Source organism: Stenotrophomonas sp. AB1(2024), from assembly GCF_037482345.1.
Lineage (GTDB): Bacteria > Pseudomonadota > Gammaproteobacteria > Xanthomonadales > Xanthomonadaceae > Stenotrophomonas.
This window is the reverse complement of the sequence record NZ_JBBHKO020000001.1, coordinates 2,217,366-2,236,775: the sequence shown is the minus strand read 5'-3', so window position 1 is coordinate 2,236,775 and position 19,410 is coordinate 2,217,366. Positions and strand designations below refer to the sequence as shown.

Genomic DNA, 19,410 nt, shown 5'->3' with positions numbered 1-19,410 from the left:
TTCAAGGGTTCGAAAAACGGAACGATCGGGCGTCACGCGGGCGTAACAATCATGCGCGGATCGGGCACCGCGCAGCCACGCAGGGCGTGGCTCTACACCCGTGTTCCAGCCAGTGCCCAGCCAGTGTCCAGCCCGTGTCCCGATCACGCCCGGTGGGGCGTGCCCAGGTATTCGGCGCTCTGCATTTCTATCAGCCGCGAGGCGGTGCGCTCGAAGGCGCCCTGCAGGCGGGTGCCGGTGTACAGCGCCACGGGGGCGTCGGTGGCGGTGCAGACCAGGTTGACGTGGCGGTCGTACAACTCGTCGATCAGGTTGACGAAGCGGCGCGCGGCGTCTTCGTTCATGCGGTCGAAGTGCGGGATGTCGCCCAGCAACACCGTGTTGAACTCGCGGGCGATCTCGATGTAGTCCGACGGGCCGCGCGGGCCTTCGCACAGGGCCTTGAAGTCGAACCAGACAATGCTCTTGCCGCGTGCGCGCACCGGAATCTTGCGCGCTTCGATCTCGATGTTGCCCGGCTTGGGCGGCTGGCCGCCGCTCAGCGCGGCCCAGCGGCTGGCCAGCCAGGCGTCGCTGTGCTCGTCGCGCGGGGCCTGGTACACCGGCGAATGGGTCAACGCGCGCATCCGGTAGTCTTCGGTGCCCTCGGCGTACAGCTCCACGCAGTAGGTCTGCAGCAGGCTGATCGCGGGCAGGAAGCTGTCGCGCTGCAGGCCGTTCAGGTACAGGTTCTCCACCGCCGTGTTGGAGGTGGTGACCAGGGTGACCCCTTCGGCGAACAGGCGTTCGAGCAGGCGCGCCAGCAGCATGGCATCGCCGATGTCGGTGACGAAGAATTCGTCCAGCACCAGCACCCGCAGCTTGCTGCGCCATTCCTGGGCGATCCGGGCCAGCGGGTCGCTCTGCCCCTGGTGCTCGCGCAGGCGCTCGTGGATGCCACGCATGAAGCGGTGGAAGTGGGTGCGGTACTTCTGCTCGATCGGCAGCCCGTCATAGAACAGGTCCACCAGGAAGGTCTTGCCGCGCCCCACCCCACCCCAGAAGTACAGGCCCTTGACCGGGTCGGGCTTCTTCCAGAACGCCGACAGGCGGTCCAGCCAGCCGTCCTGGGCGCTGTCGACCAGCGCCAGGTGGATGCGGTCCAGTTCGGCCAGGGCGGCGTGCTGGGCCGGGTCGTTCTGCCATTCGCCCCGGGCCACGCCTTCGGCGTAACGCTGCGACGGGGTCATTGCGGTGTCGCTCATGCGGTGGCGCTGTCCGTGTTGGGCAGCCAATGCTTGAGGCCGTGGAGCAGCGCCCCGCGCAGGTCGATCAGCTTGCGGTGGAAGAAGTGGCTGGTTTCAGGCATCCGCACCAGCTCATGCGGCGCGTCCAGGCTGTCCAGCCAGTTGTAGACCGCCTGCGGGTCGACGATTTCGTCTTCTTCGCCCTGGATGACCAGCCAGTGGGCCGGCGGCTGCACGCCATCGAAGTCCCAGCGCCCCGCCGGCGGCGCAATCGAGACCAGCACTTCCGGCTGCAGGTCGGCGGCCGCACGCAGCGAGACGAAGGCGCCGAAGCTGAAGCCGGCCAGCCACAGGGTGGCGTCGGGGCGCTGTTCGCGCACCCAGGCCACCACGGCCTTGAGGTCATCCTGCTCGCCCACGCCGTGGTCGAACTCGCCGGCCGAGGTGCCGACGCTGCGGAAGTTGAAGCGCACGGTGGACACGCCCAGCTCGCGCAGGCTGGTGCCGACCATGGTCACCACCTTGTTGTGCAGGCTGCCGCCCTCGGTGGACAGCGGGTGGCAGATCACGGCCACGACCGGCTGCACCGGTACGTCCGCCTTGGGCAGGTCGACCGCCACGTCCAGCGCGCCGACCGGGCCGGCCAGCTGCAGGGTGGCGTTTTGGGTGGGGAAAGGGGGATTGTGCATGGCGTCATAATACCGCTCCCCCGCGGGCTTCACCGCCGCGCCTGCCTGGAACCCCATGTTCTATCTGCTTTTCAGCGTGGTCTGCAGCGTGTTGGTGTCGGTGCTGCTGAAGCTGGCCGCGCGCCGCCAGCTGGATGTCGCCCAGATGGTGACCTGGAATTACCTGGTGGCCGCCGCGCTCACCGCCGTGGTGCTGCGCCCGCCGCTGGACGCGCTGCAGGCCGCGCACGCGCCGTGGCCGTCGCTGCTGGTGCTGGCGGTGGTGCTGCCCGCCTTGTTCCTGGTGCTGGGCCGCACGGTGGCGGTGGCCGGGATCGTGCGCACCGATGTGGCGCAGCGGCTGTCGCTGCTGCTGTCGCTGTTGGCCGCGTTCCTGTTCTTCGGGCAGACCGCGACCGCGCTCAAGCTGCTCGGGCTGGGGCTGGGGCTGGTGGCGATGCTGGGCATCAGCCTGCGACCGCGCGGGCCGGCCGTGGCCGGTGACGCCGGCAGCTGGCGCTGGCTGCTGGCGGTGTGGGTGGGCTTTGCGCTGGTGGATGTGCTGCTCAAGCAGGTGGCGCTGTCAGGTACGCCGTCGATGGCGGCGCTGCTGGCCTGTTTCAGCATCGCCTTCGTGCTGATGCTGGCGCTGCAGCTGTGGCGGCACGTGCGCGGACGCAGCCGGTTGCGCGCGCGCAACGTGAGCGCCGGCGCGCTGCTGGGCCTGCTCAATGGCGGCAACATCCTGTTTTACGTGCACGCCCACCAGGCGATGCCGGACAGCCCGGCCACGGTGTTTGCCGGGATGAACATCGGCGTGGTGGTGCTGGGCGCGCTGGTGGGGGTGTTTGCGTTTGGCGAGCCAACCACGCGGTGGAACCGCGCGGGGTTGGTGTTGGCGGTGGTGGCGATCGGATTTATTGCGTGGGGGTAGGTGCGCGCCAGGAGCAGCCGGGCAGAGCCCGGCGCTACGAGCGGACCACACCATGGCGGTAGAGCCGGGCTCTGCCCGGCTGATCGTTACCGGTCGAAACCCAGAATCAACGGGTCATGGTCGGAACTGCGCCACGGGCCGGCTTCGTTGCGGTCGCGGTATCCCACGTCGTCGGCTTCGTCGGCATTGATATGCCATTCGGCCGCGCCGCGCAGGCGCTTGGCCATGCCCGGGCTGAGCAGTGCGTGGTCGAGGCGGCCGGTCATGCCGCTGTACACGTAGCTGTAGGGGCGTTCGACCTTGGCCACGGCGAAGGCGTCGCGCCAGCCGGCGTCGTGCAGGGTGCGGATCGGCGCTTCCATCGCATAGGCGTTGAAGTCGCCCAGCAGGATCGCGTCGGTGGTGCCGGCGCCGGTCGGGTCGGTGCCCAGCCATTGGTTGAGCAGGCGTGCCGATTCAACCCGGGTGGCGTTCCAGCAGGCCTGGCCGTCGTTCTGGTCGGCATCGGCACCGGCGGCGTCCGAGCAGCCCTTGGACTTGAAGTGGTTGGCCACCACCACGAACGGCGCGCCCTTGCCGGCACGGAATGCCTGCGCCAGCGGCACGCGGCTGTGCGGGCCGAACGGGCCGGTTTCCAGCACAGCGGGGGCACCCACCGGGGTCACCCGCGAGTTGCGGTAGATGATGCCGACCCGGATCGGGTTCTCGCCGGGGCCCTTGCCAGCGTCGATGAAGCGCCAGTCGCCCTGCCCGCCCTGCGCGGCATTGAGCGCGCGGACGAATTCGGCGACCGCCGACTGCGGGCCGTAGCCGTCGTTTTCCAGTTCCATCAGCGCAGCCACGTCCGCGCCGAGTGCGTTCACCGTGGCCACCAGCTTGGCGGTCTGCGCCTGGTGTTCGGCCAGGGTGCGGGCGCCGCGCAGGGTCGGGTAACCGCCGCCCTGGCCGTCGCCGTTGAAGAAGTTTTCCAGGTTGAAGGCAGCCACCTTGAGCGCACCGGGCACTACCGGGGCGGCCGGGCGGTCGAGCGCCGGCAGCTTCAGCGGCGTGGTCACCTGCAGGCGCGGAGTGCCCTTGGCATCCACGCGCACGATGCCTTCCACGTTGCGCAGGACGGTGCCGGTGCGCAGGTCGGCGCCGGCCGGCAGGTAGGCGACGGGGCCGGGATCGCGCGCGTCGCTGCCGTCATCGAGCAGCAGGCGGCGGCGCTGGTTGTCGGCGACCACCCTGGTGTGCGCGTCGGTGCCCGGGGCGGCCACTTCACTGGGCTGCCAGAGGCGGCCGTCGAAGGCCACGGTGAGTTCGCCGAAGCGGGCCAGGCCGTCGGTGCCGGCCAGGGTCAGCGGGGCGGCGATGCGCACGTGCTGGCCGTCCAGCGCGCGCCAGTCGGCGGGGGCGGCGGTGAGGGTGACGGGAGCGGAGGTCGCCGGGGTCGATGCGGTCGGGTGCGGCTGTGGCTGGGCCTGGGCGAACGCGGTGGCGGGCAGCAGCAGCGACAGGGCAAGAGCGAGGGAGCGACGGCGCATCGACGGCAATTCCGGAAACGGGTGCACAGGGTAATGCGGAATTGTGGCGATGGCGTGGTGCGCGGGTGGTTGGCCTGAGCGGGCAAAATCGCGCGGTCCCTGATCCGTAGTGCCACGCCCTGCGTGGCAAGCGCCGGGCGTAGCGTGAGCCCCCGCAGCCACGCAGGGCGTGGCTCTACGATGTCGAGGTATCGGTAGAGCCACGCCCTGCGTGGCTGCCCGCGGATTATTTCAGGTTCGCCAGCATCCAATCCACGGTGGCGTGGATCTGCTCTTCGCTCAGGCCGGGGTTGCCGCCCTTGGGCGGCATGATCCCGCCGTCCGGGCCGGTGTAGCCCTCGATGGCGTGCTTGTAGAGCGTGTCCTTGCCCTGGACGAGGCGCTCGTTCCAATGGGCGTGGTCCAGGGTCGGTGCCTGGCCGACGCCGGTGGTGTGGCAGGCGGTGCACAGGTTGTCGAAGATCACCTTGCCGTCGGTGGTGCCACCGTAGGCGACCTGTGATGCCGCCTTGGCCAGTGCCGCCGCCTTGGCCGCAGCCTGGTCGGCCGCACCGGTGGCGCCGGCATAAACGGCACCGGCCGGGGCAATGCGCAGTTCGGTGCGCTTGGCCGCCTGGGGCGAGACTTCAGGGGGAATGCGGGTGTGCAGGTACGCGGCGAACAGGATCAATCCGAGCGTTACGGCCATCAAAAGGGCAATGACCATGGAAAAGCGTTTCAGGAACTCGAGGTCGTAATTCCGCACTCTCTGATACCCCTGGCTGGTAGTCGTTGGACCACGGCTTGTCGGCCGAGTATGACCAGCGTCGGCGGCGCTCTGCAAGCCGACCATCCAGGTCAGGCGCAGCCGCTGACTGCCGCAATGCAACATCTGCGGCGTTCAGGCGCCCGCCGCGCGCAGGCAGAAAACGCAGATCGATTCGACCAGTGCGGTCTGATCGCCGTGCGCATCGCGGCTGGGCGCGGTGGGCCCAACGAGCGCTTCGGTGAACGCACCGACGATGCAGGCGGCGGCCACGTCGGTGTCCTGCGCGGGAAAACTGCCTGCTTCGATGCCATCGGCGACGATGCGGCGGAACACGTCACCGAACAGACGACGGCAGCGGATGCGCTCGGCTTCCACCTCCGGGTCGACCGGTTCGGCGATGAAGGCATAGGCCAGCCCGGGGCCGGCCAGTGCGCGGCGCACGAACGCGGTGATCGCCCGGCGCAGGCGCTCGGGCGCGGGCACCGGTTCGGCCGCAATGGCCTCGAAGATGCGCAGTTCGTGTTCGACCGCGTCGGTCAGGACCTCCACGAACAGCTCGGCCTTGGACGGGAAGTGCCGGTAGATCAGGCCGGTGGACACCCCCGCCTCGGCCGCCACGGCGGTCACCGGGGCGTTGCGGTAGCCGCCGGCCGCCACCAGGCGCCGGGTGGCCAGCAGGATCCGTTCCCGGGCTCCGGCCAGGCGTTCTTCCATCAATGCTGAGCGTTTGTAGGCCATTTGTTGATTCTATGTTCAATTTTTGAATTTGTGTTCACTTTTACCTCCTGGAGGACTAGGCTGGGAGCATTCGACCCCTTCCAGCCGTTGCGGAGCCGCCTCATGCACGTCCCCACCATGAACTTCGACCTCGGCGAAGAGATCGACATGCTCCGCCAGAGCGTGGCCCATTTTGCCTCGGCCGAGATCGCGCCGCTGGCGGCCAGGGCCGACGAGGAGAATCTGTTCCCGCACCCGCTGTGGCGCAAGCTCGGCGAGCAGGGCCTGCTCGGCCTGACCGTGGAAGAAGAATACGGCGGCAGCGGCATGGGCTACCTGGCCCACGTGGTGGCGATGGAGGAAATCTCGCGCGCCTCCGGCGGCATCGGCCTGTCCTACGGCGCGCATTCGAACCTGTGCGTGAACCAGCTGCGCAAGAACGGCACCGGGGAGCAGAAGCAACGCTTCCTGCCCGGCCTGTGCAGCGGCGAAAAAGTCGGCGCGCTGGCGATGAGCGAACCGGGCGCCGGTTCGGACGTGGTGTCGATGAAGCTGCGCGCGGACAAGCGCGGCGACCACTACGTGCTCAACGGCAACAAGATGTGGATCACCAACGGCCCCGATGCCGACGTGCTGGTGGTGTATGCCAAGACCGACCCGAATGCCGGCGCCAAGGGCATCACCGCCTTCCTGGTCGAAAAGGGCATGAAGGGCTTCTCCACCGCGCAGAAGCTGGACAAGCTGGGCATGCGCGGCTCCAACACCTGCGAGCTGGTGTTCGAGGACTGCGAAGTGCCCGAAGCGAACGTACTCGGCGTGGTCGGCGGCGGCGTGAACGTGCTGATGTCCGGCCTGGACTACGAGCGCGTGGTGCTCTCCGGCGGCCCGCTCGGGCTGATGGCGGCCGCGCTGGATGTGGTGATGCCCTACGTGCATGAGCGCAAGCAGTTCGGCGAGGCGATCGGCACGTTCCAGCTGATCCAGGCCAAGCTGGCCGACATGTACGTGGGCCTCAATGCCTGCCGCGCCTATGTGTATGCGGTGGCGCGCGCCTGCGACCAGGGCCGCACCACCCGCCAGGACGCAGCCGGTGCGATCCTGTACTCGGCCGAGAAGGCCACCTGGCTGACCGGGCAGGCGATCCAGATCCTGGGCGGCAACGGCTATATCAACGAATACCCGACCGGGCGTTTGTGGCGTGATGCCAAGCTGTATGAGATCGGTGCGGGCACCTCGGAAATCCGCCGCATGCTGATCGGCCGCGAACTGTTCCAGCGCACCAAGTAAGGGCCCTGCCATGACTGTACTGAGCACCCAGCTGCAACCGGGCAGCGAGACCTTCGAAGCCAACCGCGCCGCATTGCAGGCGGTGGTGGACGACCTGCGCGCCACCCTGGCGCAGACCGCGCTGGGCGGCACCGAAGCTGCGCGACAGAAACACACCGCGCGCGGCAAGCTGCTGGTGCGCGACCGCATTGACGCACTGCTCGACCCGGGCAGCGCGTTCCTGGAGATCGCCCCACTGGCCGCGCACGGCATGTATGGCGACAGCATCGCCAGTGCCGGCGTGGTGGCCGGCATCGGCCGCGTGTCCGGGGTGGAATGCGTGATCGTTGCCAACGATGCCACGGTCAAGGGCGGCACCTATTACCCGATGACGGTGAAGAAGCACCTGCGCGCGCAGGAAGTGGCCGAACAGAACCGCCTGCCGTGCATCTACCTGGTGGATTCGGGTGGCGCGTTCCTGCCGCTGCAGGACGAGGTGTTCCCCGACCGCGACCATTTCGGCCGGATCTTCTACAACCAGGCCAACCTGTCGGCGCAGGGCATTCCGCAGATCGCCTGCGTGATGGGGTCGTGCACCGCCGGCGGTGCATACGTGCCGGCGATGAGCGATGAAACGGTGATCGTGCGCGAACAAGGCACCATCTTCCTGGGCGGCCCGCCGCTGGTGAAGGCCGCTACCGGTGAAGTGGTCACCGCCGAGGAACTGGGCGGTGCCGACGTGCACACGCGCATTTCCGGCGTGGCCGACCACATGGCCGACAACGACCTGCAGGCACTGGCCCGCGTGCGTGCGATCATCGCCCAGCTCAACTGGCGCAAGCCCGAGCCAGCGCTGGCGGTGCAGGCACCGGTCGAGCCGCATTACCCGGCGCAGGAGCTGTACGGAGTGATCCCGGCCGATACCCGCAAGCCCTACGACGTACGCGAAGTGATCATGCGCGTGGTGGACGATTCGCGCTTCGATGAGTTCAAGCCGCGCTATGGCAATACGCTGGTGACCGGCTTCGCGCACCTGCACGGCTACCCGGTGGGGATCATCGCCAACAACGGCATCCTGTTCTCCGAGTCGGCGCTCAAGGGCGCGCACTTCATCGAACTGTGCACCCAGCGCGGTATTCCGCTGGTGTTCCTGCAGAACATCACCGGCTTCATGGTCGGCCGCAAGTACGAACACGGCGGCATCGCCAAGGACGGGGCCAAGCTGGTGATGGCGGTGGCGTGCGCGAAGGTGCCCAAGTTCACCGTGGTGATTGGCGGTTCATTTGGTGCCGGCAACTACGGCATGTGCGGCCGCGCCTATTCGCCCAACTTCCTGTGGATGTGGCCGAACGCGCGCATCGGCGTGATGGGCGGCGAGCAGGCCGCCAGCGTGCTGGCCACGGTCAAGCGCGATGGCATTGAAGCCAAGGGCGGGCAGTGGTCGGCGCAGGACGAAGACACGTTCAAGACGCCCATCCGCGACCAGTTCGAGCAGCAGGGCCATCCCTACTACGCCAGCGCGCGGCTGTGGGACGACGGCGTGATCGATCCGGCCGATACCCGCCGGGTGCTGGGCCTGGCGCTGTCGGCCAGCCTCAACGCCCCGGCCCGCAAGACCGACTTCGGCGTGTTCCGGATGTGATCCGGCCCATTGGCATGCGCAACGAGACTTCCATGTTCACCAAGATCCTGATCGCCAACCGTGGCGAAATCGCCTGCCGTGTCATCGCTACCTGCCAGCGCCTGGGCATTGCCACGGTGGCGGTATATTCCGACGCCGACCGCAACGCGCGGCATGTGCGACTGGCCGATGAAGCCGTGGCCATCGGCCCGGCCCCGGCGCGCGAAAGCTACCTGCGTGCTGACGCCATTCTCGACGCGGCGCGCCGCACCGGTGCGCAGGCGATCCATCCCGGCTACGGCTTCCTCTCCGAAAATGCGGACTTCGCCCAGGCCTGCGCCGAGGCCGGCATCGTGTTCATCGGCCCGTCTGCTGCGGCAATCCGCGCGATGGGCGACAAGAGCGCGGCCAAGGCGCTGATGCAGCAGGCCGGCGTGCCGCTCACCCCCGGTTATCACGGCGATGTGCAGGATCCTGCGTTCCTGCGCGGGCAGGCCGATGCCATCGGCTACCCGGTGCTGATCAAGGCCAGCGCCGGTGGCGGTGGCAAGGGCATGCGCAAGGTGGAGGACAACGCCGCCTTCGTCGAGGCGCTGGCCAGCTGCCAGCGCGAGGCGCAGTCTGCGTTCGGCAACGCGCACGTGCTGGTGGAAAAGTACGTGGAGCGCCCGCGCCACATCGAGATCCAGGTGTTCGGCGACAGCCACGGCAACGTGGTGTACCTGTTCGAGCGCGACTGCTCGGTGCAGCGCCGCCACCAGAAAGTGCTGGAAGAAGCGCCGGCACCGGGGATGACCGCCGAACGCCGCGCCGCGATGGGCAAGGCGGCGGTGGATGCCGCGCGCGCGGTGAACTACGTGGGCGCCGGCACGGTGGAGTTCATCGCCGGCCCCGATGGCGATTTCTATTTCATGGAAATGAACACCCGCCTGCAGGTGGAACACCCGGTCACCGAGTGCATCACCGGCACCGACCTGGTGGAATGGCAGCTGCGCGTGGCCAGCGGTGCGCCGCTGCCGCTGCAGCAGGAACAGCTGCGGATCAACGGCCATGCGCTGGAAGCACGGCTGTACGCCGAAGATGCTGACAAGGGCTTCCTGCCCTCCACCGGCACCCTGCGCCACCTGCGGCTGCCTTCCGGCAGCGCGCACGTGCGCGTGGATGCCGGTGTGGAACAGGGCGATGCGATCACTCCGTTCTACGACCCGATGATTGCCAAGCTGATCGTCTGGGACGTGGACCGCGATGCCGCACTGCGCCGCATGCAGCAGGCATTGGCCGAGTGCGAAGTGGTGGGCGTGACCACCAATGCCGCGTTCCTGCGCCGGCTGGTGATGACCGATTCGTTCGCCAACGCGAAACTGGATACGGCGTTGATCGAGCGCGAGCAGGCTGCGCTGGCACCGCATCAAGGCGAAACCGATGCTGCCCTGTGGGCGGTGGCTGCCGTGGCTGCCGTGGCGACGGATGCAGCGGCCCCGGTGGATGCGCGCGACCCGCACTCCCCGTGGCAGGCCCGCGATGGCTGGCGGCTGGGCCAGCGCGCGGCGCGCCGGCTGACGCTGGAGCATCGCGGCGACCAGCAGGTCGTGGCGGTTGAGGGGCACGGCGAGGTGTGGTCGATCGAGGTGGACGGCACCGCGGTATCGGCGCAGGGCCGGATGACCGGCGAACAGCTGGCGTTGCAGGTAGGAGAGAACCTGCACCGCGCCCGCGTGGTGCGCGACGGCAGCGAGCTGTATCTGTTCGGCAGCAACGGCGTGCAGCGCTTCACCCTGCATGACCCGGTCAGCGAGGCTGATCAGGGCGTGGCCGACGCCGGCAGCCTGGTCGCGCCGATGCCGGGCCGGATCGTGGCGACCCTGCTGGCGCCGGGCACCCGGGTCGTGCGCGGCACGCCGTTGCTGGTGCTGGAGGCAATGAAGATGGAGCACACGCTGCAGGCGCCGGCCGATGGCACGGTGCAGGGGTATCGGGTCAAGGCCGGCGACCAGGTGGGCGACGGCGCAGTGCTGGTGGACTTCGAGGTCGCGTGACACATCGGCCGGCGTGGCCGCTGGTCACGCCGGCCAGATCACCTGGTTTGGATCGAACTCGGTGGTGGTCAACGTTTCGCTGCGCCAGCCGACCCCGACCACCGCCACCGGCCCCTGGGTGATGCTGTCCAGCCCGAAGACCTGCTCGGTGTCCACGTCGTTGATGGCCGCAGTAACGAACGCGGCCAATCCCTGCTCGGTCGCCGCCATGTAGAGCGCCTGGGAAATGTGGCCGACATCGAGCAGCAGCGCACGGTAGGCCTTGGCATGATTGCGGTACTTCCAGTAGGTACGCGCGTAGCGCGGTACCAGCACCAGATGGGCAGCCGCGTTGGCGAACCAATCCTGGCCGGACAGCATGGCCTCGGCCACGTCCTGCAGCGGACGGTCGCACTGGCGGGGCAGTGCCACCAGTGCATGCTCCACGGGGTGGTAGTGGTACAGACCCGGCGCCAATCCGTCCACGCGCTGCACCAGCAGATACGTCTCGGTGGGATGCAGCCCACCGCCGGACGGCACGTTCTTCTTGAGAAACGCGGTATCGGCTTCCACCTGCACCACCGCCTGGGCCTTCACCGTGCGCTGCAGGAGCTGCGCCAGCTGCCCGTAACCGATGCTGCGTGCTGCATCGAAGTTGCGGCAGGTCGTGCGGCGTTCCAGCAACCGGTCGTAGTCGGTGGCGTCCACGGCGGGGAGCGGTTGATACGTTCCGGGGTGCACCTGCACAGCGGGCGGCGGCGCGCCGAGCTGCCGGCGCAGATCCCTGGCGGTGACCATGTTGCTGTCGCGCATCTGCGCGGCGCTGTTCACGCCGCTCCAGCGGGCATGGCGATGGGCCAGCGCTGCCAACGGCCACCAGTGGCCGTCGCGCATTCCCTCGTCGCTGTGGCGATGCGCGGCGTACGCGTCGTCATCCGATATCAGCAGTCCGGCCTCCAGCAAGGGCCGCCAGTCACGCGGGTGGCTGCCGAGGTCGCTGGCGTCGGTCCATTGACGGGAGCTTAGGGAACCCAATAATTCCCGCTGTTCGGCACTCACCGGCACGGCCTGCTCCAGGTGCGCGGCCAGGGCGAACCACGTGGTGGCCGTGGAAAGCTCCGTACGCCCGGCGAGCATGGCGTTGAAGTCGATGCTGACATCTTCCCGCGGCTCGAACATGATAGTTGTGCAACGACGCAGTTTCATTCGGGGCCGGCCGTGGAAGGACCTGGACATTCTAGCCGGGGCACGGAATGCGTCGTCATGTGTGGCCGGTCAACGGCGTAATCTGCGTGCTGCTTCGCACCGCGCGTTGGCCTGCCATGCGGGACGCTACATTCCCGCCCGGTCCGGCCGATAACCCTCACTTCACCCACTGGATAGACCGCAATGAGCAACGACAAACCGGAAACGAACAAGATTTCCCCTGAAGTCGCAGCGCGGCTGGTAGGCAGGCTGATTGACGACCCGGCCTTCCGTGAGCTGTTCCAGAAGGATGCACGCCAGGCGCTGACCGAGCTGGGGTTGAGCACGGACGTCCAGCCACTGTGCTGCGATATCCAGCAGCTGGCCAGCGTGGAAGAACTGCGCGCAGTACAGGCCCAGTTGGAGAAGTACCTGAGCACATCCCACCAGTCGATGCAGGTACCCCACTGCTTCGAGGCGGGCAAGGCCGCAGACTCGCTCGAATAACGACGCCGCCAGCCTGCGCCCAACCTAGTTGGAACGCAGGCTGGCGTCAGCCAGCATGTCGTGGACGTTCAGCGCCTGCATCAGCTGCATCGGAGCGACTTCGCCAATCGCGCGCCCTCGATGGGCATACAGCCATTCGTTCTGCGCATGGAACGTCTCGGCATTGCCCAGCCTGCGCTGCACCTCCCGCAGCACCACCCGGGCCTGCACCGGTTCGGTACCGTCCAGGATCGGCCGCAGCAGTGCCTCGGCCTGCACCGGTTGGTTACGACCCAGCTGCTGCATGGCCAGCACAATCGCGTACCACTTGCCTATCACCGGGCTCTTCTGCGCGGCTATCAGGGCTGCATGGTTGCGCAGCAGCGCATCGGCGCGCGCAGTGTCGCCCTGGCGCTGAGCGAGATACGCAAGCGACAGCATGCGCAGCAGCCGCTCTGACAAGTTCGGGTTGGCACGGTCCTTCAGCAGCGGAAGCAGCTGTTCGGACGCGGCATCCAGCGCAGCCTGGCTCCGCCGCTCGCAGGCGGTGTCCACCACCGCGCGCATCAGCAGCACATGCGTGCGGTAATCGACCGATTCGTTCGGCGCGTCTTCGCTGGCCAGCGCATCGGTCATGCCGATGCAGTCGTCCTGGTCGGCCGCAAGCAGCACGCGGGCGCGCTGATACATGATGGTCTGCAGTTCATCGCTGCCCTTGGGAAGCTGCGCGAGCAACGCCTGAGCGTCCTTGTAGCGGCGTTGGGCGATCAGCACGTCCGCGCGCATATCGCTGACGTTGCGACCGGTGAGCTGTTCGGACAACTGGAAGCTGCGCAACGCCTCGTCGTAGCGGTTGGTCGCCAGTTGGATCCGGCCTGTATACCCGATGGGATAGGCACGCAGCGCCGCCTTCGGAACCGAAGCAGCGCGTGCGTAGCGCTCCGCTTCTTCATAGCGGTTGTCCAGCAACAGGTGCCAGGCGGTATTGGCCTGCCCCGCAAACGAGTCCGGATAGACTTCGGCTAACACGCGCCAGTCCTCCAGCGGCCAGGCACCCGGGCGCAGCTCGCTGCTCCAGGCCTTGAGGTACAGGCGCTCGCGGTGCGGCAGCCGGTCATTGAGAGCCAGCGCACGTTGCAGATGCGGCAGGGCTTCGGCGCCCCGTTCCAGCCGCACCAAGAGCCTGGTCAGGCCCATGTGGGCCATCGCGAAGTCCGGGTCGGCATCCAGCGCCGCCTCGTAGAGCTTGGCGGCCTCGGTGTACCGGCCCCGGCCCATCGCACTTTCGGCCAATGCGAACGACTTCAAGGCCTGCAGGTTGTCGGTGGTGGCCTGCGGCAACGGCACCGACTGCTGCACCGAGGCCACGGTTTCGCCGAGGCCAGCGCGCAGGCGACCCACCACATCGTCTACGGCGGCCACCACATCCCCGGGGGACGGTGCGTCGGCGTGGTAGGTGCGCACCACCGCGCGGGTAACCGGATCCATCAGGTCCACGGCCACTACATAGTGGCCCCTGGAGCGACGTATGCTGGGGGCCAGCACCATCCGTGCGCCCTCACGCGACGCCACGTCGCCCGCCAGCTCCCGATCCAACGCATGCTCTGCCGGCACCCGCAGCAGTTCGCGCGATTCCATCACCTTGCTGGCGGACAGCACGTTGACGTAACGCGACTGCTCCAGGCCCAGCAGCAGGGCACGCTGCAGGCCGTCGTCGAACAAGGGCTCGCCACTGGCATTGTCGACGTCGGCCAACACTACCCAGTCACGCTCGGCGAAGGCAATGGCCGGTTCGGGACGCAGCAGCATCCAGCCGCCGATGGCGAGCACCGCCAGCAGGCTCAGCTCGGCCACCAGAGCGGCCGGCCGGCGCCAGATCGGCAGCTTGCGCTGCGCCTTGAGATGGGCCTTGGGCATGCGCAGCGGCGCGAAGCCCGGTTCGCCGACCTCGAACACCTCCTGCGCGGTGGGAATACCTTTGAACAACCACTGGCCGTGCGCGCGCCACTGCAACTGCGCGGCACGCTCGCCCAGTTCGCTGCTGGCACGTCGGGTCAGCGATTCGGCCACGGCGGAGAGCAGGATCTGGCCGGGGCGCGCCAGCCCCATCAGGCGGGCAGCCATCGGCTTGGCCAGACCTTCCACTTCCACCGGCTTGGCGCCGGCCTGGATCGCCTCCGGGCTGTTGTCCCAGATCAGGACCTCGCCCACGTGCAGGCCGGCCCGGGCGCGCAACGGAATGTTGCGGCGCTTGCCCAGCAGGTGCAGTTCGCGCTGGTAGTCGAGGGCGAAGCCAAGCCCATCGATGGTCCGGTCGAACAGCAGGAACAGGCCGTCGGAGCGGTCGATCTGCTGTCCGTTCCATAGCTGCTGAAGGGCGAGCACCAGCCGGTCGTGCTGCTGGAACAGGTCGGCGGCGGCGGCATCGCCGATGCGCTCGACCAGCACCAGCGAGTCGCACAGATCGGTGAACAGCAGGGCCCGCAACAGCGGGAGCTGGGTCGACGTTCCGTTGTCGCCGTTCATTCGGATACTCCGTCAGGTCGCGGCGGTTGCCGAACGCGACCAATGTAGTCGATTGCCGCCCAGCCGCTTGGCCTGGTACAGCGCGTTGTCGGCGCGTGCGTACCAGTCGCTCCAGTCGCCGACCGGGTCGATCAGGCAGACCCCGATGCTGACCGGGCAGACGTGCGGCTGCAGGTTGGCGCGGCCCATCAGGCCCTGCACCGCACCGAGGATGAATTCGGCGGCGTGCTGCAGGCTCTCGACGTCGGCGGCCCGCAGCAGCAGGCAGAATTCATCGCCGCCCAGCCGACAGGCGCGGTCCTGTTCATTTGCCACCGAACGCAGGATGTTGGCCACGCTCTGCAGGACGCGGTCACCGGCCTGGTGGCCGTGTTCGTCATTGACCTGCTTGAAGTGATCGCAATCGATCAGCAGCAGGCCCTGCGGCGCGCCGTTGTCGTGGCTGCGGCATTCCTGCAGGTACAGCGCCAGGCCGCGGCGGTTGTGCAGGCCGGTCAACTCGTCGGTACGCACCAGCTCGCGCGTGTGGGTGAGCTGGTGGGTGGTGACGTAGAGGTTGTCCAGCGCGGTTTCGAGGTCGTGGTTGCGTCGGCGCAGCTGGCGGATCAGCACCTGTTCGTTGCTCACCACGCGCATGATCGTGCGGCGCAGGAAGTACGCCACCAGGCCGGGGTCGCGGTCGACCAGGCGCTGGAAATCGGTGTGGTCCAGCTCCAGCACCAGCGAATCGGTGGTGGCGCGGGCATCGGCGCTGCGTGGGTGGTCGCCGATGAGCAGGCCCAGTTCGCCGAAGAATTCATGCTGGCCCAGGGTCTTGACCACCAGGTCTTCGCCGAAATCCAGCTCGATGGCGCCGGTGACGATGACGTACATGGTGCTGCCGGCCTGGTTGCGCAGGAACAGGTTCTCGCCTGCGCGCAGCGGGCGGTGCTGGCCGAATTCGGCGAACAGGGCGAATTCGCCGGCACTCAGGACCGCGTGCACGATCTCAGCCATCGCGGTCTGCGCGATGTCTGACACTCGTTCACACATATTCGTCGCAAGCTTGCCGGTCATTCCCGTACACCCGCTTCCCAGCGTTCCCCGGTGAGCGGATGAAGATAGCACTCCTTAAAAGTGTGCGCTTCATCCCATTTTCCATGCCCCGGTGCCCGGAATTCTCCGGCGCTCCGGCCCAGTCCTTCCCAACGCGGCAACCGGCTTGAACCGGCCATCCTCTACCGCACGGCGCCATTTGCGGACCGTAGCACTTGGCAGTGGCATATAAAAGAAGGGCCGCCCCTACAGGGGCGGTCTGGTTCGGTGGGTTCACGGGGCGCCGGCCAACGGCCGGCGCTACCCCGGGTGGTGGCGCCACCCGGCGGCGGCGGTTGCAGCCGGTTCCGGGCGGCTATGCGGCCCGGAATTGCTCTTCTTCGGTGGAGCCGGTCAGGGCGGTGGTCGAGGACTGGCCCTGCTGGATGGCCTGGGTGACCGCGTCGAAGTAGCCGGTGCCCACCTCGCGCTGGTGCTTGACCGCGGTGAAGCCCCGGTCGGCGGCAGCAAATTCGGCCTCCTGCAGTTCAACGAAGGCGCTCATCTGGCGGCGGGCGTAGCCGTGGGCCAGGTTGAACATGGAGTAGTTCAGGGCGTGGAAGCCGGCCAGGGTGATGAACTGGAACCTGTAACCGTAGCTGGCGATTTCCTTCTGGAACCTGGCGATGGTGGCGTCGTCCAGGTTCTTCTTCCAGTTGAAGCTGGGCGAGCAGTTGTAGGCCAGCAGCTTGCCGGGGTACTTGGCGTGGATGGCTTCGGCGAACTGGCGGGCGAACGCCAGGTCCGGCTTGCCGGTCTCGCACCAGACCAGGTCGGCATAGGGGGCGTAGGCCAGGCCGCGGCTGATCGCCTGGTCCAAACCATTCCGGGTGCGGTAGAAGCCTTCCGGGGTGCGCTCGCCGCTGGCGAAGGGCTGGTCGTTGGGGTCGATGTCGCTGGTCAGCAGGTCAGCGGCTTCGGCGTCGGTACGCGCCACCAGCAGGGTCGGTACGCCCAGCACGTCGGCGGCCAGGCGCGCGGCGTTCAACTTTTCGATGGCCTCGCGGGTCGGTACCAGCACCTTGCCGCCCATGTGCCCGCACTTCTTCGCCGAGGCCAGCTGGTCTTCAAAGTGGACCCCGGCCGCGCCGGCTTCGATCATCGCCTTCATCAGCTCGAAGGCGTTGAGCACGCCGCCGAAGCCGGCTTCGGCGTCGGCCACGATGGGCTGCAGGAAGTCGATCTCGTCCTTGCCTTCGGCGTGGTGCAGCTGGTCGGCGCGCAGCAGGGTGTTGTTGATGCGCTTGACCACCGCCGGCACCGAGTCGGCCGGATACAGCGACTGGTCGGGGTACATCTGGCCGGCCAGGTTGGCGTCGGCCGCAACCTGCCAGCCGGACAGGTAGATGGCGTTGAGGCCGGCCTTGACCTGCTGCATAGCCTGGTTGCCGGTCAGCGCGCCGAGCGCGTTGACGAAGTCCTTTTCATGCAGGTATTTCCACAGCTTCTCCGCGCCCAGCCGGGCCAGCGAATGCTCTACGTGCACGGTGCCGCGCAGGCGCACCACGTCGGCGGCGCTGTAGTTGCGCTGGATCCCGGCCCAGCGCGGGTCGGTGTCCCATTCGTGCTGGATCTGTTCGGCGGTCGGCAGGTGGCTCATGTCGTTTCTCCAGGGTCGGTGGGGCAGAGCAGCGGGGCAGAGCCCCGCTCTACGGCGGTGGTGGACGTTCGGAGGTAGAGCCGGGCTCTGCCCGGCTGCTGGGGTCAGGCCAGGCGGTCGTAGGCCGGCAAGGTCAGAAAGTCTGTCAATTCTTCGCGACGGCTCAGCTCACCCAGCAACGCAATGGCCTCCTCGATCCGCACCCCACCCGGCAGCGCGGTACGGTCGCCCAACCGCGCCGGCAGCGCGGCCAGGGTGGCGTCGAGCAGGGCCAGGTCGATGGCGGTGCCGTCGTCCAGGTGTTGGTCGGGCACGTGCAGCCACTGCCACAGCTGGCTGCGGCTGATCTCGGCAGTGGCCGCGTCTTCCATCAGGTGATGGATCGGCACGCAGCCGTTGCCGTCCAGCCAGGCGGCCAGGTAGCGCACGCACACTTCCGCGTTGCCCTCGAAGCCGGCGCGGGTAATGGTCCCGGTGGGCGCGGCGATCAGCTCATCGCGGCCCACCCGCACATCGCGGCGCAGCACCGCGTGCTGGTTCGGGCCGGGCATGTGCGCGTCGAAGATCGCCTGCGCCACCGGAATCAACGCCGGGTGCGCCACCCAGGTGCCGTCGTGGCCGGCGGTGACTTCGCGCAGCTTGTCGGCACGCACCCGCGCCATGGCCTGTTCGTTGGCGGCGGCGTCGTGGTTGATCGGGATCTGCGCGGCCATGCCGCCCATCGCATGCGCGCCACGACGGTGGCAGGTCTGGATCAACAGTTCCGAATAGGCCTTCAGGAACGGCTGGGTCATGGTCACCTGGCCGCGCTCGGGCAGCACCTTGTCGGCGCGCGCGCGGAAGGTCTTGATGTAGGAAAAGATGTAATCCCAGCGGCCGCAGTTCAGGCCGACGATGCGGTCGCGCAGCACGTGCAGGATCTCGTCCATCTCGAACACCGCCGGCAGCGTTTCGATCAGCACGGTGACCTTGATCTGGCCATGCGGCAGGCCGAGCATGCCTTCGATGTGCGACAGCGCGGTTTCCCACAGCGCGGCCTCTTCCATCGACTGCAGCTTGGGCAGGTAGAAGTACGGGCCGCGCTGGCGGCACATCAGGGTGCGCGCGTTGTGGAAGGCGAACACCGCTGCGTCGAACAGGCCACCGGCCAGCGGCTGGCCATCGATGCGCACGTGCTTCTCATCCAGGTGCCAGCCGCGCGGGCGCACGATCAGCACGGCCTGTTCGTCCAGCGGGCGCAGCGCGTAGTGCTTGCCGGGCTTGCCGTCCACGCCGGGCGCGGTATGGGTCAGGTCGCCGCGCACGGCGCCGATCAGCGCCTGCTGGCCGGCCAGCAGGTTGCGCCAGGCCGGGGCGGTGGAATCCTCGAAATCGGCCATGAACACCTTGGCGCCGGAGTTCAGCGCATTGATGACCATCTTCGGGTCGGTCGGGCCGGTGATCTCGACGCGGCGGTCCTGCAGGGCATCCGGGATCGGCGCGACGCGCCAGTCCTCGCTGCGGATGCCCGCGGTGTCGGTACGGAAGTCCGGCAGGCCGCCGCCGTCGAAGAAGACCTGGCGTTCGCGGCGGGCCTGCAGGCGGCGCTGGCGTTCGGGCTCCACCGCGCGGTGCAGCGACACCAGCAGCGCCAGTACCCCGGCCGGCAGCAGGGCCGACTGGCCGGCGAGCTGGGTGGTCAGGGCAATCCCCGGGGTGGCCGGAGCATCGGCCGGGGTGGGCTGGGCGGTGGCGAAGGCGGCGACAGCGGACATGTCCAACTCCTGCGTTGCGGGTGATGCCACCGTGCGCCGGAGTGTGGTATTTGACAAAACAGTT

The 19,410-nt window shown here is 68.1% G+C and carries 15 protein-coding genes; 5 read left to right on the top strand and 10 right to left on the bottom strand.

The features are described from left to right. Positions 1 to 143 precede the first annotated feature (143 nt). Together zapE and WIX41_RS10215 are read right to left on the bottom strand one after the other, a co-directional pair. Entirely contained in the window at positions 144 to 1,244 is a 1,101-nt protein-coding gene (gene zapE, locus WIX41_RS10220; protein WP_339447206.1) for a cell division protein ZapE, read from the bottom strand. After that, positions 1,241 to 1,915, bottom strand: a complete 675-nt coding sequence (locus WIX41_RS10215; RefSeq protein WP_339447204.1) for an alpha/beta hydrolase — start codon at positions 1,913 to 1,915, stop codon at positions 1,241 to 1,243. The genes zapE and WIX41_RS10215 overlap by 4 nt, the downstream gene beginning before the upstream one ends. Before the next feature lie 55 nt (positions 1,916 to 1,970). On the opposite strand from WIX41_RS10215, the gene WIX41_RS10210 reads away from it, so the two are divergent. Beyond that, positions 1,971 to 2,828 (top strand): EamA/RhaT family transporter, encoded by an 858-nt coding sequence (locus tag WIX41_RS10210; protein ID WP_339447202.1) that lies wholly within the window; start codon positions 1,971 to 1,973, stop codon positions 2,826 to 2,828. Positions 2,829 to 2,914: 86 nt separating this feature from the next. Here WIX41_RS10210 and WIX41_RS10205 read toward each other — a convergent pair whose 3' ends face one another. The 3 genes from WIX41_RS10205 to WIX41_RS10195 form a co-directional block, all read right to left on the bottom strand. After that, a complete protein-coding gene (locus WIX41_RS10205) occupies positions 2,915 to 4,354 on the bottom strand; it encodes an ExeM/NucH family extracellular endonuclease (protein WP_339447201.1) in 1,440 nt (479 codons plus the stop codon). Between the two features lie 226 nt (positions 4,355 to 4,580). Next, the gene (locus tag WIX41_RS10200; RefSeq protein ID WP_409187361.1) at positions 4,581 to 5,099 is read right to left on the bottom strand and encodes a c-type cytochrome; all 519 of its coding nucleotides are present in this window, start codon (positions 5,097 to 5,099) and stop codon (positions 4,581 to 4,583) included. A gap of 135 nt (positions 5,100 to 5,234) precedes the next feature. After that, positions 5,235 to 5,840 (bottom strand): TetR/AcrR family transcriptional regulator, encoded by a 606-nt coding sequence (locus tag WIX41_RS10195; RefSeq protein ID WP_214903950.1) that lies wholly within the window; start codon positions 5,838 to 5,840, stop codon positions 5,235 to 5,237. 102 nt (positions 5,841 to 5,942) lie between these two features. Between WIX41_RS10195 and WIX41_RS10190 the strand changes: the two genes are divergently transcribed. From WIX41_RS10190 to WIX41_RS10180, 3 genes are read left to right on the top strand one after another with little or no spacing between them, the layout of a single operon-like run. After that, positions 5,943 to 7,106 carry an isovaleryl-CoA dehydrogenase gene (locus tag WIX41_RS10190; RefSeq protein ID WP_339447195.1) on the top strand — a complete coding sequence of 388 codons (1,164 nt, stop codon included), beginning with the start codon at positions 5,943 to 5,945 and terminating at the stop codon, positions 7,104 to 7,106. Between the two features lie 10 nt (positions 7,107 to 7,116). After that, positions 7,117 to 8,727, top strand: a complete 1,611-nt coding sequence (locus WIX41_RS10185; RefSeq protein WP_339447193.1) for a carboxyl transferase domain-containing protein — start codon at positions 7,117 to 7,119, stop codon at positions 8,725 to 8,727. 32 nt (positions 8,728 to 8,759) lie between these two features. Next, entirely contained in the window at positions 8,760 to 10,742 is a 1,983-nt protein-coding gene (locus WIX41_RS10180) for an acetyl/propionyl/methylcrotonyl-CoA carboxylase subunit alpha (RefSeq protein ID WP_339447191.1), read from the top strand. Between the two features lie 24 nt (positions 10,743 to 10,766). Here WIX41_RS10180 and WIX41_RS10175 read toward each other — a convergent pair whose 3' ends face one another. Next, positions 10,767 to 11,927 carry a putative peptide maturation dehydrogenase gene (locus WIX41_RS10175; RefSeq protein WP_339447189.1) on the bottom strand — a complete coding sequence of 387 codons (1,161 nt, stop codon included), beginning with the start codon at positions 11,925 to 11,927 and terminating at the stop codon, positions 10,767 to 10,769. Positions 11,928 to 12,110: 183 nt separating this feature from the next. Between WIX41_RS10175 and WIX41_RS10170 the strand changes: the two genes are divergently transcribed. After that, on the top strand, positions 12,111 to 12,413 hold the full coding sequence (locus tag WIX41_RS10170; RefSeq protein WP_339447187.1) for an NHLP-related RiPP peptide: 303 nt from the start codon (positions 12,111 to 12,113) through the stop codon (positions 12,411 to 12,413). A gap of 24 nt (positions 12,414 to 12,437) precedes the next feature. On the opposite strand, the gene WIX41_RS10165 is transcribed toward WIX41_RS10170, so the two are convergent. From WIX41_RS10165 to aceB, 4 genes are all read right to left on the bottom strand, one after another. Then, the gene (locus WIX41_RS10165) at positions 12,438 to 14,918 is read right to left on the bottom strand and encodes a putative peptide modification system cyclase (RefSeq protein ID WP_339447185.1); all 2,481 of its coding nucleotides are present in this window, start codon (positions 14,916 to 14,918) and stop codon (positions 12,438 to 12,440) included. 12 nt (positions 14,919 to 14,930) lie between these two features. Then, the gene (locus tag WIX41_RS10160) at positions 14,931 to 15,974 is read right to left on the bottom strand and encodes a GGDEF domain-containing protein (RefSeq protein WP_409187360.1); all 1,044 of its coding nucleotides are present in this window, start codon (positions 15,972 to 15,974) and stop codon (positions 14,931 to 14,933) included. Positions 15,975 to 16,308: 334 nt separating this feature from the next. Next, positions 16,309 to 17,592: an isocitrate lyase gene (aceA, locus tag WIX41_RS10155; RefSeq protein WP_339447181.1), complete on the bottom strand. Its 1,284-nt coding sequence runs from the start codon at positions 17,590 to 17,592 to the stop codon at positions 16,309 to 16,311. 104 nt (positions 17,593 to 17,696) lie between these two features. After that, a complete protein-coding gene (aceB, locus tag WIX41_RS10150) occupies positions 17,697 to 19,346 on the bottom strand; it encodes a malate synthase A (RefSeq protein ID WP_339447179.1) in 1,650 nt (549 codons plus the stop codon). Positions 19,347 to 19,410 lie beyond the last annotated feature (64 nt).